Origin of the sequence: Nocardia flavorosea NBRC 108225 (genome assembly GCF_001613385.1) — a bacterium.
Taxonomy (GTDB): Bacteria; Actinomycetota; Actinomycetes; order Mycobacteriales; family Mycobacteriaceae; genus Nocardia; species Nocardia flavorosea.
The window spans coordinates 259918-282797 of record NZ_BDCG01000002.1; the positions used below are offsets into that span (position 1 = coordinate 259918).

A 22880-nucleotide genomic window follows, 5' to 3' on the forward strand; every position below is an offset into this window, starting at 1 on the left:
CGTTCCTCGGCGACCACGACCGTCATCGTTTCCGCGTCTTGCGCGCCGAGACGTTCGTAGATCGATGTCCGGGTTAGTCCCTCACCGGTCTTGAAGTTCGCGCCCTTCATCGCGCGTTTGATGTAGCCGCCGAAGGAGCCGGGCCGTTCCACACCAAGTTCGTCCTTGCCGCCCACCTGCACCGGCCGTACCGGAGAATCTCTTCCCGTCCTCGAAGACGAGAAGCCTGTCCCGACGGCCCCCACGGAGAACCCGGCACAGTCATCCAACCCGGCGACCCGTCCCCGCACTCCGTCGGTGAGGTAGCTGAAGGTGCGATCGACACCGCCATCCGACTGCACCGTGAACACGACACCCTCCTGGGTGCGCGTGGCGTTGACCCGAGCCGGCCAGTGGCCCATGGCCCGCCGGTTCCGCAACTCCAGCGCGAGGTCGCCGCGTACAGCGTTCGCCCGATCTGGTGACATACCAGTCAGAACGACGTCACGAAGCAGAGTGTCGGAGACTCCCAGCGGGTTGTCGTCATAGGCGTGCACGACCCAGGCAAGGGCCCCAGAGTCGTGGAAGTCGGTCCTGAGCTGATCGATGACGGTATTGGCAGGCCGCGGTCCGATCGCGGTGACCGAAACAGCTCCCACCTCGTCCGGGAGCGACCGGTCGGGGCGACGGCGGGCCTGCTGGATCGCATGATGCTGCTGCACAATGGCGTCGACCCTGGCGACAGCCTCCTCCGAATCGGATAACCGCGTGCCCAGCTTGACACCTAGCAGGTCTGCCAAGCCCGCCACGTCGGTTCTGCCGGCCACGCCCGAGAATCGGAGATAAGCGAGGACGGTGGCGAACAGCTCAACTTCGGCATCGAACGGTCCGTCGGCCTGGTCCGAATCTTCAACCGCCGCGATCGCCGCCACGAGTCGCCCCTCGACGCCATCGGCGCCAGAGGTCAGGACCGAGCTCAAGGCTTCCGAAACCGCTGTCAGTGGCGCAGCGGAATCACTACCCGGTTCCGGCTCCGTACCACCATCTTCCTCGCCGCGGGGGCTGGAATCTTCCTGCCCGGCTTCCGATCCCTCGACAGACCCCCGGCCGTGAACACCGGTTTGGGTGAACTCGGCGCCGGTGATTCGCTCACCCGCCCCGTCACCGATCCAGACCGACAGCCGCTGCTCCCCGTCCCGTCCGTTCAGCTCGATACCGAAAGTGCGGTAGTAACCACCCGCCTGCATCCCCGCTTCGGTGATTCCGGCGAACACCACCGCGTCCGCCAGCCAACGCACCGGCGCGTCAGCCGCCTCTTCCCACCGCGCACGAATCAGGTTCTGCACAAACGAGGGGCCACCTGCGCTGAGCAATCGAACATTGCGGGTGATCTCGATACGCCCGGTCCAGTTGTGACCGTGCCCGTCGTCGTCGGACGCCGGAGTAACCGTGAACGACAGACTCTCCGAACGGTGCTCGGCGGTAATCTCCAGCCGCTGACCATACTGCGCAATTGCAATAGATGTCATCCCGATGGCCAGACAGTTTCTCACCAAGTACGTCAGGTTTTCGGCGACCGGCCCGAACCCGCGATTGGACTGCAGCGCACCCAGCAGCTCCTCGATGCTCGTCGGAATTATCTCGTTCCATTCGGTGTAACCGTCGGATGAACTGTCTTCCAGTCGGAAGTCACCGGACAACCGAACCGTCCCACGCTCGATCGGCGTCGGCAAAGCTTGCGGACCCGTGAACAATTCCACATAGTCCGCCTCAGCGCCCGAATCGTCTCCGAATCCTTCCCGTTCTTCCGCCTCGGTTCGGGCCGCGGATTCGTCGCGTTGCCCGGCTTCGGCAATCAGCCCGGACACATTTGGCTTGGAATCCTCGAACTCGAACCACGGCACAGGCGTCCGGGTATCGCCATTGAGATCCCCGCCTTCGGATCCTGAGGAAGTGTCAGCGCCAACACGCCGAAGTCGGGATTCTGACGACCCATCGTTCGCGGCTTCCGGCCCATGACGGGACGTCAAGATCATCACTTGGGCCGCGCCGGGGAAGTCGACGGCCTGCGCGTCCTTACCGTAGGCAACGACACCTGTCCGGCCATTCTGCCTCGGCACCATTGTGCTATCCCATACCCGGCAGCGACGCTGCAGTGGGTCGAACATCCAGACGTTCTCCCCATTTGCGAACCGAGCTCGCACAGCAGCCACCTCGGACGGTCCGCCGCCTTCCGCCTGGACAAGGGCGGCGATGAAATCCACATCGTTACTCAACAACCCGATGAAGCCATCAGCGTCGCCTGGATCGTGCTCTTCGGCGAACGCGACGGTCAACGTCGCAGCACCGTCCGCACCCAACCTCTCACCGACTGTTTTCTGGGTAATTTTCGAACCGGTCCGGAAATGCCGACCATTCATCGCACGACTGAGATAGGAGTCCGCGGCGTCTGTCTCGGCCCCGGGAACGGCCTGCACCACATGGTCGACACCCGTACGCTCCGGCGCGAACCCTGTCCGCAACGCGCCCAGTGTGAACCCGGCGCTGCCATCCAACCCCAGCGCCGGCCCCGATATCGCTCCGTGGCGAGGATACTCCCGGGTGCGAGGCTCAAGTTTTTCTGTTCGAATCTCAATCGTGACATCGTCCGGAGTCAGCTGCACCTTCAGCGAGACCGGCCAGTTACCGACCGCTCGGCTGCTCATGAGTTCCCGAACAGTATCCGCGCAGATCGCATCGATACGCTCGGGTTCGAGACCCATCAATGCGGCACCGCGTAGAAGCCGATCGGAGAGCCCGACGGGATCGTCATCGACCTGCCGCAAGGTCCATTCGAGCAGGAGCTCCGCATCATCACGCATTCGCCATGCCGGCGATCGGTTTGAGGTCCCCGGAGTCCGCCGACGCAACCATGCCGATCCGGTATCCGGATCCAACATCGCGATATGCACGTCGTCGACACCGCCCCGGGCGATCACGGCCTCCCCGCCACGCATTACCAGACCGCATGTCACGGCGTTCGGCACCATCTCATGCTCCGCGGCGCCGAGCCCTGCCCAACCGGCGAGCTCGCTCGACAGCGAACCGGCTGCCGATCCGACAGCGGCCTTCCGGGTCCGCACCAGGATGGTGCCGTCAGAGGTGACATGTCCCCCGCGTACTGCTTCCTTCTGCGCAGCGACTACTGCGCCGTGATGTCGTTCGACCTCGCCTATTCGCGCGAGGCGGGTCGCACCAGCCAGGCCCGCGACGCGGGTAGTTGCCTCGAGGAGCCGCTCGATGCAGGAGCCGATGTATGGATCGCCTGCTACACCACGCACACGGAGGAAGGTCAGTGCCGCGGCAACCGCATCTATTATCGTGGTGCAAGTCGGTCCGGCTGGCTCCGGCAGGCTGTCGAGGTTTTCGAGGTGACCGGTCGCTTGTCTCAGTTTCTCGCCGATATCGGCGAGCTCGCCGTGCATGACACTGTGCAGGTTTTCCGATATCTCTGGCACCGAGGTTTCTGCTACCGGCGGCTGGACACTCTCCGGTTCCACTACGTCTGCAGGTTCGGCCTTCTCAGGAATGAAAAGACCGGGCCGAAAACCGTCTGAGGGTTCATCGAACTCCGCTTCTGCGGTGATATCGCCCGTGGGATCGGCGACCCTGGTGTGCAGTTTTCGTTGTCCCGCTTCACCACGGAGATCGATCTCGAGCAAGCCACCATCACACAATTGCCCTAGTATCGCTGCGTCGGCCAGCCAACGCCGGACGGCACCGGCCGATTCAACGGGCCATTCCTGCCCGATCAGTACATCTGCCGATCTCGGACCTCCGAGATATAGCCAAAGGGTGTCGCGACAGATTTCGGTGAACATCCGCCAACGGCGACCGCCCGGGGCGCCCGATATCTCGACCGACCAGTTATCGTTGCGATAGTCTACCGAAATCTGGAGGCAGCCGACTGAATCGACAATGGTCACCGATGCTCCGGAAACTTCTGTCCATACTTCCACCAGCTCGACGATTCGGTCCGCTACGTCGGCGTACTCCTCGGAGGAAAGCAGCATCCTGCGCAGTTCATGCTGACTCTCGAGCGACCGGTCCATTGCAGTATTCGTACCGAATTCTCCTATGGCACGAATCCGACCCCCGGAACTTCCGGTCGGCGGAGCTTCCTCGGATTCGGGATAGCTCCATTTGTAACCGGTTCCCTCGGCAGTGAGTGTCACCGTATGCTGGGTACCACTGCCGATTAAGGTTGCGTGGATCTCGGGCGCCGCGGAACCTTCCGTCTCCCGCAGTTGAGCAATGGCAGAACATAGCCCGCTTGCGCCACGCCTGATCGCATCGGGATCATCGTGCCCGGCCAGCAAACCTCGCACGATTCGCTCAGCGAACTCTGCATCATTTCCGCCTCGGCCAGATCTCGCCGTCCACGTCAAACGCAATCGCATTCCGGGTTCGTCATTGTCGATGGCGGCGGAGAACCAACTCCCCGTGCTGTCCTCGGCTTCCACATGAACAATTCCGAGTTCCGGATTCTCGAAGACGCTTATGGTGCCTCTCGGGTGATCGTCAACGCCTTCGACGAGTGCTGTCCGGAGCAGGTCCACGGTTCCGAACCCCAGCCCCCGCCGCTCCAGTGCGGTGGCGAATTCGCCGCCTGGCAGCAACGAGTGGTCCAACGCGAGTAATGCACCTGCCGACTCGAACCGATCCACCTGTTCCAGCCATTGGGCCCGAAGGTCAGTCTCCCGATTCCCACGGCTCTGCTCGATCAAATCGATGACCGATTGCTGGCCGCCGGTGGCTCTGGGTGTCCAGGGATGCCTCGCCACCAATGACTCTGGTACGACTTCGAACCAGCGGATATCGAAACCCGCAGTGGAATCGAGACAGTAACCCGGGAACTCGCGGCGGAACCAAACCAGGTACTTCAACATGTCGAACGGAACGCCTGCCGGGATCCCATTGTGCGCGCGGTAGCGTTGCTCCACTGCGGATCGGATGGTCTCGGCATCAATATCCGGAGAATTGATGACGTGGTCGACATGTTCCAGCTCGTGCGCAAGAACGGCCAGAATGTCACCGGTGTGCCGGTGCTTGAATCCAGAAGACACACCGTCTTCCAACTGCCTCCGCAGCCGTTCAGGACAGGTTACCGCCTTCTCGTCCAGCACGACTGCACAGAATGCGCCGCCCGACCGAACATAGGTGTAGGTATGCCCGAACGACCCACCCAGTTCGGAAATAGCTATGTACGCCGGCAACGCCGTATTACCTGCCACGTACGACCATTCAACCAGGGCAGCGATCTTCATCAGGGCGTCCAGAGTAGCCGGCACAACCCGACGGCTCAGGTCGAATCCGACGAGACGAACATCGAACCGCTCCCGGACGTCAGCAACGATCCGCTCGATCTCATCACGCAGCTCATCGTCCGAAAGCGTCCATACTGCTTCGGTGTCAATCGCAAACGGCGGGACCGCGTCCGGTAACAGGCCGCCACCACCGATAGCATCCGCAGGTCCGAATTGGATACTTAGTCCGCCATCTGGCTCGGCAGACGACCGATCACCGGGGAATGACGCGCCCAGCCAACGGGATCCGGATGCCAGCGCCCACTGTCCGACACGGTCGGCGAATGCCTGCATCGCTGATTCGGTCTCGCCTTCCACCGCATCCAGGAAAACGTCCACGGATTCCGGCCCCCGGACAACACAAACCCTTGCGCGGCCAACCTGAACGCCTGCAACCTCCACGCATATCGAAGCCGCGTGTCCCGCTTCGACCATCTCAGTGCTTTCGAAAACTGTCGAGAACTCATCACCCACCACACCGGTGAACAAAGTCCGGCACGTGGCCTCGAGATCGTTTGTGGCGAGAAGTCCACCGGCAGAAATCACCGGAACCAACCCCGACAGAATATCGCCGCTCCGGTCCTGCTGATCACGACCTGCAGGCTTCGCCGGCACTGCATCACCCTGAATTTCACGGACCCGGTCTCCCGCAATCGGGTGCTCCGGCGGCACGGGCCGCTGATGCGCATCGAACTCGCGGACAACCGCGCGGATAACATGTTCCGACCATTCCGGGGGTGCGAGCTGATAATCCGCCTCGTACTCGTAAAGGTCGATATTCCGTCCGCTTTCCAACAGGCGCTGCTTCTCGGGCGGAATACTCAATGGCTCGAGCCATCGGATACCGGTCTCGGTCCGGCGCATCGCAATAATGTGCGACCCGACCCTCCACACGCGTTTGCCGTCGATCTCCACCGGCCGAACGAACTCGACCACAACCTCCATCCAGGTCCCGGCCGGTTGGGTCAACAGGCGCTGGGCGGCCTGGTCCAAAGCACCCGGCGGCCGGAGGGCGGCCGGCTCGCCGGCGCCTCCGGTAACACGCGTGGACGGCGCGTAGTAGGCCCGTGTCCAAGGAGCCTTTACCCGCTCCTCATACTTCTGCAGGTTAAGACCGGCTTCCAACTCGTCCGTAGTCAACGGGGAAGCGTCTACATTCTGGCTGGGTGCCCACAGATTCGTCACCTGCAGCATCACCCGACCGCACCTCGTACCGTACGGAACCGCTGCCGATTCGAGACCCGATCCTTCGTCACCGGACGGCGGACGCACCTCAACGCCATCAATCTCGTTCGCCAGCATATGCGCAGGCACACGCACCCTACCTGCGAACCGACCGTGACCCGGCATGATCGATGGTGGTCCGGCCGTGCCCGCCACCACAACCGTCCGCCCCAGCTCGTCCGATCCCCCATCGACTGTCACCGCGGGCTCAGGCGCGATGACACTTGACGAACGATCGGTCGGCATCCCGGCCGCTTCCAGGGCGCCACTAGATGCAACCGCAGCTGCTACGCCCGCCGGTGGCGTCGTCCTGTCTTTAATGCCGACCTGACTCTCCTGCCCTGTTGGGGCCACGCCCACGCTTGGCGCGGCGGCAACCACAGCGGTGGCACCTCCACGAGCTTCCTCCGACTGCTCGGCTACCGCCTGAGCAATGGCGCCTGGGTCACCTTGGTGTTGTTCGGCGAGTTGCGCGATGTCGGCGGAATCGAGGTACCCGTCCCCTGTCCCGCCGGTGACCAAAACCACCTGGGCCGGCGAATCCAGTTCCACACTGACCACACCGGTCTCCGTGGGGCGCGGGTCCTCGCGGCGGCGAATGATTTCCAGCTGACTCTTCCGACCGATCAGCGCCAGTGGCCAATGGACGCGCTCATCGTCGGCCAACCGTGCCTGAAGGTGCTGCCGTACTGCCGCTTCCGCATCGGCGTCCACTGAACCGTCCGGTTTCAGGTACTTCACTGCCTGCATCAGTACGAGGTAATCCAGTTTAGTGATGTGGTCGGTTGTCAACTGCTGTGCCCGACCACCATCGCTGCCGACCAGGTGGACCTTGCTGTTACCCACCCACCCCACCGTCACTCGATCGCCTTCGACCACGGCAATCGCGAGAGTGCAAGCCGGCGCCGCTTTGGCGAGGTAGCGGAAGGGGTCATCGTTGTCCAATGCCAGCACGGCGTCCTGGGCGGCCTGCATGGCCTCATCGACAGCCCGCTGCATTTCCGCTTGGTCGAAACCGCGATCGGCGCCCGTGAGCGCGCTTACCAGCGAGCTGCGAGCTGCTTCGGCTCCTACCCGCGATCCCACATCGGTGTCCTCGACGCCGGGTGCGCCCCCACAGACCACCGCGATGGTGACCGGCCGTCCGCCGTGATCGACGACCACATACTCCATCGCGTCGTGTATCCCGAAGGCGTGCGGCCCAGGTATTCCGGCGCCGGCGACTGAAGTCTGCGGGGGCGTAGCAGACCCGGACCCAGGGTTTCCGGACCCTTCCATCGCTGACGTGGGGGCATTCTCGTGCGCTGAAACCGAAACTGCCGCAGGCTGTCGCTGAGGTTCGACCGCCACCGGCCCGTTCTGCTCCGGATCCGCCTCGTCCGTGCCATCGAGCGCAGAGTCGTTGTCGTCTTCCTGCCTCGCCTTCGCGAACAGCGATCTGCGGACCGCCGCGGCCTGGATATCGCCTTCCTGCACAAATCCGTTCGCGTCGTACCAGCGGCCTGCAGGATCACGTACTAGCACCCGGCCGTCCGCGACCAGAACGAGGCCGGTGTCATATCGGTAGGCACCTCCATAAAAACGGACCGGGACCCCGGACTCCCCGTCGGTCCTCCCGATCTGACCGATTATGGCCTGTTCGATACGCCGCCGTGCCCCGTCCGAAGCCGCGATGGCGCGCACGACCGCTGCCGGGTCACCACCGGCCTCCACCATCGCAGTACCGCTGGTGACGGACAGCAGAACCCCGTGGTCCAGCCGCCGCAGCCCCGCGACGTTGTGGTCCTGTCTGTTCCCCGCTCGGCGCTGGGCCGGCCCGGGCTGGGCAGCCTCGTCGCCACCGCCTGTGGAATCAGCCATGGCAGGTCCGGTCGGTGGATGCGTGGATACGGCAGCACCCGGGCGATCAGGCGCCGACGGAACCTCCACCCAACCCTGGTTTCCGGACGCCAACGCTGCCAACACCCGGTTCTTCTCGGCCAGTACTTCGTCGTAGGCAGTGAGGGGCTCACGCAACGCAAAGTTCAGGATCCTGTCATCCTTGCCCCTGAGCATGAACTGGGAACTCTCCAGTTCTTGCAAAATGCCCTCCCGCCGCGCAGGGTCCAGCAGCGCAACTGGATCGAGATTGTAATATCTCCGTCCGCCCGGATGAGTTCTCAGTTCGTCGACGATCTGTTCGATCTCGACACGGGCCATCTCGATCTTGTCGGTGGCAGCGGCCAACCTCCGCTCGAGCTCAGTCGGTTCATGCCCCAAGCCCTCCAGCCCAGCTGCCCCTGGAAGTCTGGCGGTGCGCTGGAGATCGTCACCCCGACTGTCTACTTCCGGGAACTCCGCCTGTACCTCCAGGTACGCCCGCAACTCCGCGTCCTCCGGCGAGCCGGAATCTTCGTCCCGCCAGCGGCGCCCCTCTTTTCCAGGACGATGGCCGCCATCATCGGGACCTCGAGTCGGGCGCTTCCCCCCCGAATATCCGAGACTCCCGAGACCCGGCGTCGCCGGCTTCTCGGGCGCCGGAGTCTGCATCGAGTTCACGGCAGCGGCAAGCGATTCAGGGGAGACACCCGCCGCCGACGCCGCCTGAACTCGGATGCGAATTTTCCTCAGCGCGGCGCTGCGGGCCTCGCCGTCATCGTCTGGAAGCGACGCCATCAATTCCGATACGTCCTCGATGAGACTGCGCACATAATCACCCAGAACACCGACAGACGCCGCAGATTCGTCCGAAACGCCCCTTTCCACCGCATCGACAAACACATCCAGCGGATCTTCCTCGGCCGCAGTTCGACCCACCGGGTCGGTGTTGGTTGCGGGGGCCGGTTCTTCGAACGGAGCGCTGGGCTCGCGAGCCGCAGCATCACCCGTACCAGCCGATGGAAGATGAACAATCCAATCCCACGGCTGGAACTCCAGGTTGTCCCGGAAGAATCCGAGATGCCGCACATCCACCGGGCCACCGGAATCGAAGATGGCAATAGACATTTCCCGATCCGTCAGTAGCTGCCAGTCCTCCGCCCACTGGTGCAGATGCGGAAACTCCGAACGCACGAGTTCCTTGTTGAGGTAGCCGTGGTCCTTCGTCAGCGGACCGGCATACCGCTTCGGATCCCATCTCGCGACAGCCCGGGCGAACATTTCCCCGGAGGAGATATTCATGTCGAAGTCACTGGGTTCTTCCACACCGAGCCTGTGCATTGTGTCGAATGGCCTCCTCCTGGGCCGTTCCGGATCGTCACCCAGCCATGCGCTCAGCCGCTCGATTGCCTCGGGGTTCCCGGCCAGTTCCTCCGCTGTCGGCAGCGGCTTGGCATCACTGGAGAAGAAATTCACTCCCGAACCATGCAATCGGATATCCACCTGCTCCAGAGTGACCCCGTCACGCACCAGAGCCTCCAGAAGCGCGACCCGCCACGCGCGGTACATCTGCGGCCACATACCTGGCGCCGCGCTCCGAGCCATCCGCCACTGGACCTGTTCGCGCGTCAATCCGAGAAAATCGAGGTCACGTTGCTGGATCTCGTACCCGGACGCAGGATCGACCGGCCACGGGCGCGGTAGATTCTGCGGCGGCTCGGCAAACCGAAGCGCCTGGTCGCGCGGAGAATCTGTGGAAGACAGTGGCTCGGGCCGGTCTGTGCGGTCGTCGTAGGGTGAACGGTACTCGAACAGCAGGTGGTCGGGCCGGTCACCGTCAATACGCTCGGTACGGTAAGAGTCATCGGCCATGACCCTGACGAACGGCAGATCCCAGTCGCTATGGCGGCGCAGTGGCGAGCGCTTCAATTTCGCGTAGACGTCGACCTGCGCGTGCGGCGTCGCGGCATCGACATGGATCACGAACCGTACACCCGCAGCCGCCCGTGACCGATCCAGCGCGTACTGTAGCGCCTGCCGCACCATACTTTTCACCTGGTTACGCTGCGTCGGTGACCACTCTCTGGTGAGTACATTCACTGCGGCACAAGCCAGCTCCACATCATCGGCACCCACGACAGTCACTCCGGCGGCTCGTGCCGCCATCAGCTTCCGGAGGCCCTCCCTCTCGAGGCCCGTCCAATCGGCGACCTCCACAACCTTGTGGTCGACACCCCGGTGATCCGAATCGACCGGAACGGAAGGACGGTCCGCCGCGTCGAGCTGCACGCTCATCCGGCGCTGTACATCCTCCGGCCCATCGGTAGCGATATCGCTGAAACTCCGGGCACAGGCATCGATATCGCGCACGGCCCGCAACGATTGCAGACGGTCGGTATCCCGCACACTCGGTTCGCCGAAGGCATCTGCGGCCAAAAGTTCTCGATCCATGAGGTGCTCGGCGCATTGCTCTCGGCGCGTGATGACCGATGACCGCCGCATTTCCAGGTCTTCGAGTTCGGCCGAGAGTCGATCCTCATCGGTGCGTAAGGCATCGACTCTGGACGGCAGGTGCGTGAACTCGTCGTCCACGTCGACCCACCGCCGCTGCACGTCCGGTATCGCGGCGAGACGGTCACGTTGTTCATTCGCCTCGACGAGATGGGCGCGGACTTGCGATCGTTCATGCTCGAGGTGCGAGCGGCGGCCGTCGAGAGCCGTGAGAGCGGCGGGTGCGGATACGACCGAGTCCGCTGCCTCGGCCGATTCGATCGCCTCGGCGACGGCGGAATCAGCGTGGGTGGACCCCGGCACAACCGCGAGAACCTGCGCCACCAATGCATCCCGGACGGCGGTCGCAATTCTCCGGTTCACGTAGGTGTCAGCGGTCTCCACCGAAGGTGGCGCTGCTTCGGCGCCGGCGCGCTCACCGGAATCACCGTTTGTTCGAGGCACCCACCCGAAGTCGGACAACCAAGATTCCGACACCGTGCCGTCGGCATCGACGCGCCGCAGTTCGACCGGGATGTTCGCTTCCCGTAGTACCTGCAACTCAGTACGTTTCAAGTAGGGCTCGCCGGTAGCACTGGCAAAAAGGATCAGCCGTCCGTCCGAAATCCTTCCCCACCGGCCGACCGCGATTCCCTCAGATCGGTCGAATTCGTTTCGTACAGCCTCTTCTCGACGCTGCGCCTGCTCATCGACCGTACGGTCGTATTCGGCGACGAGGTCCGATACCGCCACCAGGGAAGGATCGGTGAAGTCCGCGTCTTCCGCGTACAGTAGTGCCCGCGCCTTGGACACCAGATCACCGGTAGTCACCTGCTCCGGATTCGGCACCAGGCCGTCGAGTGCCTCGACCAGTTCACCGGCGAGCCGCAACTGTTCTGCATTATCGACCGGCGCTTCGAATGAGGCCCGAATACTCAGGTCGACCGCTGCCGCGAGCGACTCGACAGAAACACCCGCGGTTATCGCCGCCTGGACCCGGTACCCGATCACCGCCAGCGCCTCGCGATCGTCCGCGGAAGCCAACCGCGACGGATCGACCAGCTCGCGGAGTTCCCGCACCAGTCCGCGCGCATAGCGTCCCGCCCAGCCCTCAGGAAGCTGACCCGGCTGGTTCGCTTCGGGCCGGTCAGCGTCCGCCATGCGCTCTCGCTCGACCCGACGCAGTGCCCCGAGGAGATCGCGCGCCAACGCTCGCGCATCGGCCGCGGCAGGCTCGGGCACCGGCCCGGCCCCCTGGGCATTTTCCGCGTCTCCCTCGAGGGGTGGCGCCCATATCGCAGATCCGGTTTCTTCGGACGAGTCCGCTTGATCCGTTGGCGCCGATTCCGCAGTCGCCGGGGCAGCTGCCTCGTCGTGCGTGGCGACCGGCTGCGCCGTTCTGTTCCGGACTTCGGCAGCTACCTCTGCTGCGCGCCGCAACTCCAAGAAGTAGTGGGAGCACGCCTTTTCCACCTCGACCAGGCGCTGCAAGTCGGGCTCTGCCGCGTGTTCAGTGCTGGAAGAGGCACTGTCGAACACTGTTGACAGCCGGTCCAGTTCATCGAGTAATGCGGCGCGGTCCTCCACCCGCAGGGAAGTTTCGGTGGTAGCCACACGCATGCCCTGTACCAGGGCCTCTGCCTGCCGGCGGGCCTGCGCTCGGAGCTCGGCGCGCCTGCCGTCCAGCTCGGAAGCGCAGGCGGAGGCGTCCCGCAGCGCCCGCAACGAAAGCAGGCGGGGATCGGGGACCGTGAGGCCGCCGTGCGAATCACGATGTTGCAGTCCCCAGCCGTGCAGCAAAGTCGCGCATTCATCACGACGGCTCCGGGCTTGTGAATACCGGATGCCCAACTCTTCCTGCTCCGCGATCAGCCGAGCGCGGTCAGCGAGCGCCGCACCGATCCGGGCCTGCAGGTCGAGTAGCAACTCGTTGGGATCGGAAGAGTCTTCGGCGAGCATATCCGATATTCGCTGGTTGAGTTCGGCCATTGCGGCGGCGATAGCCGTCAGTTCGGATCCGACCTGTGCCGTTCGTGTTTCGATTTCCTCGATCTCGGAATCCAGTCGGGTCAGTTCGTCCGCGGCGTCGGCGAACTGAGTCGCGGAACTCACCGCGCCGGCATCCTGGACGCCGGAAGTTTCCGCAACCAGCATGTCCTGGATCGTCTGCAGTGTGCGACGCTGCTCAGCGAGCTGCGCGGCATGCGTTTGCAGATCGGTACCCGAGCTTCCGACCTGCAGTGGGGCCGGATCGTCGGGAGGTGGATCGGATTTCCAGCCACCGTCGTGGAAAAACGTTGCCGATGCGGTGCCGTCGGCCGCAATGGAATGCTGTTCGACCAGCACATTCGCCTGCTGCAACGACCGCAGCTCCGCCGGTTGCAGACAGGGCTGTGCGGTGTCGATGGTGACAATGATCAACCGGTCGCCGGTCACCCGCCCCCAGGTACCGAGGGGCGCGCCATCCACTTGATCGAAGTGGGCGCGGGCAGCCGCGTTCTGCGCAACCTTCGTGGCTCGGGATTCCGGATCGGACGCCGGTGGCGCCCCGACTGGATCGTGCTGTGTGCGAGATTTTGCGGCTACACCGAATGCCTCCATTCGAGCGAGGCCGGCCTCCTGGCTCCGGAGACGGGCAATGTCCGCATGCCCCGAACGAGGTACGTTGTTCGCAGCAACGATCGCATTGACATAGATCCTACGGATCGGCGCGTACTCGTCGGCAGTTCGGTGTTCGCGCTGATCTTGGATGTATTCATACATCTGCCAGCGTACATTCTGACCATGCTCACGTGCCTCCCGAGCCAATTCCAACCGGTCCGTGCCGGCAACCTCACAGAGCGGTTGTAGCGCACGCAATTCCGGCAGGAGGCCGGTCAGCTCGTCCTCCGTGCAGCCCAGCGTGCGACACAGTTCCGCGCGGCCGTCTCGGATCTCTTGCCGCTGGGTGCGCAACTCTGCCAGTTCGGTTTCCAGCCGGGTGCGCTGCGACTGCCGCTCGTCCTCTGCACGGGCCCGCTCCCGCGCCGCTTTCCGGGCGCGCCCGCGCGGCACGGGCCTCTGCCGTTCCACCGCTGCCAACTCGGTTTCGACCCGTGCGATCTGCTGGTCGAGAGCCTCTCGCCCACGATCCGCATCGTCGTCAGCGTCGGTGAATCCGGCTATGGCATCGATGGCCGCCGATGCTTCTCCCGGGCTGACTCCCAACCTGTGCCCGGTCAGGATCTCGGCAACCACGCGTAGCGCATATTGATGCTGCAGGCGGTCGCCGGTCGTTTGGGCTTGCCCCGGATCCGATTCGTCGCACTCGGGTGTGCCGCGCAACCAGCGCTTGCCGTCGCGCCGATCGAACACTGGAGAACCTGCGTCGTCGACGCCGACTCTCCACTGCTCGATGGCAATCCCGGCCGCGGTGAGTGCTTGCTGCTGCTCCGGGTCGAGCAAGGGATCAGTAGCATCCGCGGGCGCGATGATCACCAGCCGGCCCTTGTCGACCCTCGCCCATGGTCCCGCCGGAACACCGCCGAACTGCGACAGTGCGGTCCGGCATGCGTCCTCCACCGGACGACGGATCAACCGCCGGTATTCGGCGGCCAGCTCTGCCAGCTCTCGATGCTTGCCCTCCGGTTCCGCGCCGAGCCGCTCGGCGATCGCAGCCAATTGCTCGGTTGTCCACCATGAAGTAAACGCCTCCGATTCACCGTGTGCCGCGGCCACCGCGGTGATCAGCCGACCACGCAGCTTTGTCAGCGTGCTGCCCTGCCTCGGATGTGTACGACCGAACGACTCGGTTCCCCAACCGGCATGGATATCGGTGAGCGGGGCATCGTATGCGGCGAGGGCTCGGGCCAGTGCCGCGGTGGTATCCGAGCCGCCGGCGCGATCGGGCGGTCGGCCCGCCACTGTTTCCCGGGCAACTCGCAGCAGCTCCTCGTCGGGCGGGGTGTCGATCCCCTGTGCGCGCAGTGCGTCGCGGATCGAGTCCAGAAGCCTTTGGTGGACCGCATGTGCCTGGTTCGCTTCGGTTGCGGCATTATGCGCCGCAACGAGTGCGGCTTCCAACCGGGTCCAGTTGTCGATAAAGGCCTGGATCGGCGCACCGAGTTGATCCGGCGCAAGGCTCGAATCCTGGCCCAGCTGAGCGGCCAGCGCCTGATATTCGGTGGTAAGCCGCTGTTTTCGCTGCGAAACCCACCGGTGCTGCGCCGCCCGGTCTCGCGTCGCGTCCGGGTCCGTTCCGGTACGAGCTATATTGTCGAGCCGCTCGACCAAGCTATCAGCTGCAGCTATCTGGTCGCGGAGCTGCCGTAGGGCGGCGGGCAACCGATGGGGTAGCGGGGCGCGGGGGGCGTCGGTGAAATGCGGTGGGTCGAGTGATAGCTCGTCCGCACACTCATACCACTTATCTCGGGCACTGACCCGCTCCGCCAGGAGACGGTCACGAGTCGACCGGAGTTCGTCGAGGCGGCGCTGTTCGTCGCCGGACAAGTCGCCTCGATCGCGCTGCTCCAAATCCCCAATGCGGGAATCGAGACCGGCTAATTCGGTATCGCAGCGGTCGACGATCTCCCCGGAGTCGAACAGCCCCCGAATATTCACCGCGGGTTCTTGCCCAGTCAGCGGCCGTTTCGCGGGGAAATACTTGTTCGCCAGATTATCCAGATCACTTCGAGCCTGCTGCTCATACCGTTGGATGGCCGCACCGACAGTGGAGGCGGCGCCGGATGCGCCCGCCGCGCTTTGATCCGGCGACCTATCCGCGGGTTTCCCCGTACCGCCCATGGATGGACTGCCTGCACCACCTTCGGCTGCCGTACTTTCCGCCACAAGGGTGCGCTCGCGCCCGTCTGATGCCGGCACTTCGGTGAAATCGTCCTGGACTTGTCCAGTCCGCTGGCTCGATTCCGCGTTTTCGCCGTTCGACGGCAGACCAGACGGAGGCGGAGGCGGAGCACCGAACTCGGAACGCACCTCACCGAGCCCCGCAGCCAAGAGCCGCAATCGTTGTGCGTCGGCCGCCAGGCCATCACCTGTAACAGCGTGCGCGGAGCCGATTGCGTCGGTGGCGGACGCCGCGGCTTCGGGGTACGCAGCCTCCGCTTGGTAAGCAGTGAGCCGCTGTTCGCGGGTGGCAGCGGCAGACCGGATTGCGTCCGCGAGATCCTTGCTCACACGGCCGGTGGACAGCTGGTGAGCAATACGCAGCTGCCGGGAATATTTCGGCAACTGCTCGGCGGAGTCGTGGATATCCACCAGCACGACGAGCAACTGCTCCCGTTCCTCCTCGAGTTCACGCAGTTGTTGGCGCAGTTCGAGAGTATCGGCGGCCCGCTCAAACCGGTCCTGCTCGGTCAGTGCATCGCCCTGCTTCTCGCTGCGCACCAGCCGCGCCTCGGCCCGATCGATCCGATCCTCGAGATCGGCTGCCGCGGCGGCCAAGCCGGCAATCTGTTCCTGCTCTGCCGACAATTGCTCGGGCGTGACAGCGAATGCCTCCTCGAGCAGGCACCGCGCTGTCGCCTGCTGTGCGTACTCCTGCAGCAGAGCAGCAGCACGGTCACTCGGTCCGGGCCGCGTCGGCTTCGCGGCAACGAGCGCGCCGTTTTTCCATTTCTGCACGACCGGTTGCCCGGCGCTGTCGATACCCACCTGCCAGCGCTCGATCGGAACGCCCTGATGTTCAACGGCTTGCAGCACCCCCAGGTCGAGCACCGGGTCCGCGATACCGGCCGGGAGCACCTGCACCACTGTTCCGCCCACGATGGTGCACCAGGATCCGGCCGCGGCCGCACCGAAACCAGCCAGCACCACACGCGTTTCGTAGGCGACCAGGGCGTCTGTCATCAGTTGCCGGTCGGCGGACGGCCGATCGTCATCGGCGACGATGGTGCGCGCCAGACCGATCAACTCGTCGACGTCGCGGCCGGGGATCTTCTCCCCGATTGATTCGAGGGATGCTGCCAGGGCCTCGGTTTCGGATCGGGTCGCGCGGCGCAACTCGGCACGGTGGCGGGCATCGGCGTCGTCCTCCGCCCGAGCGTACATCTCCTGCCGGGCGGCCATCTCCTCCAGTCGAGTCAACCGTTCGAGTTCGACATCGGCGGCGCGGTCGTTCGAATTTCCGGTGGGTCCGCGGCCTTTGACGATCTCCTCTCGCGCAATGCGGGCCCGACGCGGATCTCGGTAACCGGTGCCGTAACGCTGGTTCAGCCTACGCACCAGATCGTCGCCGGCCTGCCGGGCAGTGTCGCGGATCCGTGCCCGCTGCCAACGCAGCTGTCCATCGGCGGCATCCAGATCGGGCAGTGCCCGTGTCAGCAGTCGCCACGCGACATCACCACCCACCTGGTCGATGAACTCATCACGCCGACGCTGCGCCTCGCGCTGCTTTGCCTCGAGCGTCCTACGTTCGGTCTGCAGCCGCTGGCGCTCGGTTCGCAGCCGGTCATGCTCGATGACCTGCGCAGCGAGCGATGCCTCGATCAGTTTCCTGAGTTCACCAGCTGTACCGGCATACTCGGCGAGGCCCCCGAGGAGTTTCTCCCCCTCGGAGCGATCCTTGGCGAGCGCATCGAGTGCGCGTTGATTGTCTGCCAGCGCCGCGTCGTTCCACACCAACAGCGCAACGATATCGTCACTTGCCGTGGTCAGTTTGTTCGCTTCCGCGGACATCGCCGCAATCGAAGCCTCGTGCAGCGCACGTTCCACCGTATTGTCGGCAGGTTCCGCGATACCGAGGACCTGGGCGGTGAGCACGTCTTTCACGGTCTGCAGGGTCCGCTGTTGTTCCTGCAGCCGGGTGTCGGAGTGCCGCAGACGGGCGGACGGCGTTCTGCCCTGCAAGCGCGGTTCCCGCGGCCCGGGAGCACCGGCACGCCATGTACCGTCACTCCAGTATGCACTGGTCACCTCGCCGGCCGCAGTGACCGTCCGACGTTCGACCAGGACATCCTCGGATTCCAACGCCGACAAGGTGGCCGGGTCGGTGATCGGATTGCCGTCGGCGGCGGGAACGACGACAACCACTCGGTCGCCCAGCACCCGCCCCCACGTGCCCAGTCTGGTACCGTCGATATTCTCGAATTCTGCTTTCGCTGCCCGTAGCTGCTCGACAGAGGGGGGTCCGGGGTCTTCGTCCGGTGCCCGTGAGCCGAAATGGTCTTCCAGTTGTTCGAGTGCCTCCTCGAGGATCCGGATTCGTTCGAATACGGCCTGTGTATCCGTACCGCTGGTCTGCCACAACGCCTTCATTGCCGCATACCGGATCCGGTGCGCTTGTTTCGATTCCATACCGCTGACGAACGAATGCAGCTGAGCAGTCAGTACCTCGGATTGCCGGCGGGCCGCCGCCGTCAGGTCGTCGTCGGCGCGAGCCCCGTGCTCTGATAGTTGTTCGATTACCTGCAGTTGTTGCGCGGCCTGTGTTCGTTCCGCTTCGGCCCGTCGCTGCTGCTCTTGTCGCGCGGTCAGCTCCGCTGTAATGCGCTCCTGTTCGCTGCGCAGCTGGTCCCGTACTTGTTCACGTCCCCAGAGATCTTCGATCAGCTCGTCCCGCTGCGCTTCCAGGGACTGAGTGGGGGAATCGACCTCGGCATCATCGGCACGTGGAGGGGCGGGTGGGTCTGTGGCCGGCGGGACCCAGTATATCGACCGTATGTCGGCCATCCGGGCAGCAGCGGATCTGTCGACCGCCGACAGTTTCCTCTCCGCCGCCGTCACCGCCATTGCCAGCTCATGTTCCGCGTATTGTGAGCGCACCGATTTCGCCCATTCCCGGAATGAATCCCACGCCAGCCCACCAGGGCTCGGCAGCTGGGAAAGCTCGCCTGCGCCTTGCAATCCGCGCCGATGGCGGTGCTCTGCTTCCTCAAACGCCCTCGCGGCCGCCAAGAGCTCCTGCTCCGCAGCCTGACGTTCCGCGTCAGCCCGTGCTTCCTCCTTCGCTTTCGCGGTAGCGCGCTGTCGCTCGAACTCTAGGCGTTTGCGGCTTCTTTCCGATGTGCGCACTTCTTCGTTGGCCTGCACCACTGCATTCAGCTCGGCCTCCGCCTCGGCAACATCTCGTTCTGCCGTTGCGAGGTCTCCTTCGACAGTGGCCTGCTGTGCTTCCAATACATCCCGGTCCAGCCCCGTGGCGGCTTCGGTGCCACCAGAATCGGCCGAACCGCCCGCCCCTTGCTGTGGTGCGCGATGCTCGCCGCTGCCGCTGGTCGCATGCGAACGGAGTGTTTCCAGCACGCACTGCAGCGTGTACTCCTGTCGTAGGGCGGCAGTTTCCGGATCGCGAGCGGAAGATTCCCGCTCGTTATCGGTTACCGGAGCCGAACTCCAGTCTGTCGCGCCGCGACGCTCGTAGCCGGCGTTTCCGGAGCTGTCGAGCACCACCCGCCACTGCTCGACCAGAACCCCCTGTTCGGCCAGCTCCTGCAATACCTGCTCGTCCAGGACCAGGTCCTGCGCACCGTCGGGCACTATGTGCACGAGCTTCCCGTCGATGATCCGGGCCCAGTCACCGACCTTCATCACGCCCAGTCCACGAGCGTCGGCCGAACCGGGCTCCGCTTCTTCATGGTCGTCGAAATGTTCCAGGGCAGTTCGGGCCGCAGCATCGAGAGCCTCAGTCCGCAGGGTCTCGTATTCGGCGACAAGGTCGGTGAGGTCGTCGCGGATCGCCGCGTCGATATCCGACTCCTGTAGCACACGACGTGCCAGCTCGACCAGCCCACCGAGGGTATTCGCCAGCTCCTCTTCCGGCTCGGGAACCTCACCCACCGAGGTGGCCGACCTCCCCTCCGGAAGCCCGAGGGACCGGCGCAGTCGGGGCGCGAGTTTCGGAAGCTCCTCCGCTGGCTCGACGGCTGGCAAGCCGCCCACCAGCATGTCGAAGCGACACCTGTTACGCCAACCGAAATCATTGCTGTCGGCCGCAGCGACATCCACGCCGTAATCGTCCGCATGCTCGACAACTGCCGGGGCAAACCGACCGTCGCCTCCAGGTTCCCCGGACACCTCACCCGGCATGTCCTCGCCGAGATCGAAGACGTGCACCCGCAACCGTTGTTGCTGTCCGGAGTCCTCGGGGACCATTTCGGCTTCCACGCGGGTGCGCCGTCCGCCCGACCGGTCGGCGGCATCCTGCAGTACCTGGGTCAATGCGGTTTTCGCATCACCCACGCGCTCGGGCGGCCAGTCGACGGTCAGAGCATCCATTGCCTGTTCCGCAAGCGCAATTCCAGTGGCCACATCATCGCCGGACACAGTGAGACCGAACGCGGCCAACCCCTCGGTGACCCCCTCCAGGTCGCCGGAGCCGCTGATCTCGTAGACACCGTGTCCCGCGCCAACCGGGGGTTGCGCATCGGCGGTATCCGGTTTCGCCGGTACCGGTCGGCCATCAGGGCCGATATTGCCCTGATGGATGCCCTCCAGCAGCCAGTTCAACTCTTGTCCGGAAGACCATTTCGAGAGATGGCCACGCAGTTCCTGCACTGTCCGCTTGTCTGCATCCAGCGCCCCACCGCTACCCGTACCGGCATCATCGGCTATACCAGCACCATCGGCGGCATTGTCTCCCTTATCGTCATCCGTGCGCACCGGCGGCGCCGTCGGCATATCCTGCACGCTCGCACCTTGCCCGGGACGCGCCGTGACACTCGTCGCGCCTGGCGGAGGGCCGCCGTTACCGGTGCTCCGCGGCCCAGACCCCCCCACCGATTCCGCGAAGTCTGCCTGCGGTCCCGCCAACCCGGACCAGCCGTCGAATGCGGCACCACCCGGCCCACGGCCGGCCAGAGGAGTGGCCCCGGTCTTCCCCGAACCGAAACTCGGTGGCGCCAGTGTCATGCTGAATCGGAGCTCGTTGTACCCATCCCTGTTCCACCCGGTCTCCCAGCTGTCAGCATGAGCAGCGACAGGGGCAGTACCGCGAGTCCGGCGGGTGCTGGTGCCCCTGCTGCTCGCAGCGGCCACCGAAGGGAGCGGTGGCATCCCTGGCAAACCCACGCGGGGCGGACTGGACGAGGTACCGACGAGTTCACCCGGCACCGAGGACGCGGGCTCGAGGCGGTTGATCACGTCCTCGGCATGCAGTTCCATATCCACAGCCCCGTCCACCACCCGGACCTGCAACTCACCATCACCCACCAGCATGGCAGTCACACGCACCCCGGGCCCCGTCCGGCGAACCGCATCGAGCACCGCAGCAGAAACCGATTCCCGGAGGCCTTGCACGCGACCCTCGAACGCGGCCAGCTGTTTGCGCTGGCTCGGGGTCAATGTGCCACTCGTCTCGGGAATCTCGACCAACCCCATGACCTGGTCGACAACCTTGCTCACCTGGATCTCGTTCGCGGCACCGAACACTCCGGTACCGACCACTGTCGAGACGATCCTGCTCGAACCAGTTTTTTGGCTTGTCGATTCAGCCGGCGCCGACGCGGGATCCGATGTGGTGCCAACCTCGGCGTTCGCGGAAACCCAGCTCGATACGGTTTCTTGCAATTGCTGGAGCCGTTCGAGTCGTTGCGCAGGCGCGAGTGGCCGCCCACCCGCATCAGAAGCGTCCACGCCGAGCAACATTTCCGATACCAGCAGATGCGCCGCCGCGCGCTGGTGCGGCCCGAAGAACTGATCGACCTGCTGGAAGATTTCGACCGCGATCTTATCGGCCGCCGCTCGGGTCGCGATGACATCGATATCCGGCTTGTATGAGACACCCGCCAACGAGGCATCCTGCGCGTAGCGGTTCTGCACATTGGTATCGAGCTCGTTCAGATGCATCAGCCGAACGTGCTGGTTCACCTCCCGACCGCCGCCCTCGCCGGGCCCGGTCGCAACCTGCTCGATATTCTTCGCAGCATTGTCAATTTCCTGGCGTGCCGCGTCCCGTTCCGTCCCGGAGGTGAAATGCTGCTCGACATCGGTTTTCAGCTGGTGCAGCAGATAATCCGCGCGGGCCTTGGCTTCGTTCTTGCTCATCCAACTATTCATGTCGAAGTGACGCTTCTGGTCCTCGATCGACATACCCGCGTAATCCGAATAGCCGCGGAACCCGTAGATCGCGCTCGACGGTGCGCCCGAAAGACCGCCGCTCACGATCGACATCAGTGTGAGTTCACCACCGGCCCAACCGCCGAATATCGCCCCGGCGATACCGGCCCCCCCTCCCTGTATGACCCCGCGAATCGTTCCGCCCAGCCGGGTATCCAGGGGCAGGATCTGCATGACTTTCACCGACCGGTTCAGCAACCGGTAGAGCAGATGACCGAACCATCCGCCACCGGCGCCACCGGCTGCCGCCGCAGGCAACGACTTGAAGAACTGCTCCCAGTCGTAATCCTCCTGGCGATCTTTCGCCATCAGCGACCATTGGATCACCGACTGCTCCAGCCCGCCCTGCACTACTTCCTGAAGCATTTCCTGCAGGATCTCGTAACCGAAGCTTTCGAGAATCGACTGGTACACCGGAACTTTCGGGAACCTGGTGAGCATCGGCATACCAGCCAGCTTGCGTCCCAACCATGCGATGAATTTCTGCAGGATGGACCCCAGCCGCTTCGATATCTCGCGGGTTATCCAGATGACGGTCCATTTTCTGGCCTCGCCGGCGGGTCCGGCCATGGTCGCCACAAGAATCTCGCCGATCATCCAGGCCAGGGCGATATTGTTTCCCAGTTTGGTGGAGTACACCTGGTTTCCGAATTGGCCGATATAGTCGACAAGCTGCTGGGCGCTTTCCTCGAGATCGTCATCGAGAAAACTCAGGTCACGAATATGCTTTTCGAATTCCTCGGCACCCTCCCCCTTGATTACCGACAATGCGGTAGCACGATGCCATTCGGCCTGCTGGAAGGTGATCGCGTCTTCGTCGATGAGTTCCTGTAGATCATCGGCAACACCCCAGACTGCTTCTTCGTCGGCCTCCGGCCAGTATCCGCCCACGACCCAGGCGAACGGTTTCGCGAAGGGGAATACCTCCAGCCCCAC

At 64.2% G+C, this 22880-nt stretch carries 1 protein-coding gene (running past one end of the window); it reads right to left on the bottom strand.

Annotated features, from left to right (window positions below; genetic code table 11):
• Positions 1 to 22880, bottom strand: the 5' portion of a protein-coding gene (locus NFL01S_RS01410) for a WXG100-like domain-containing protein (protein WP_062970639.1). Its footprint begins 20029 nt before the window's first position; only the first 22880 of its 42909 coding nucleotides appear in the window; the start codon lies at positions 22878 to 22880; its stop codon lies beyond the left edge, outside the window.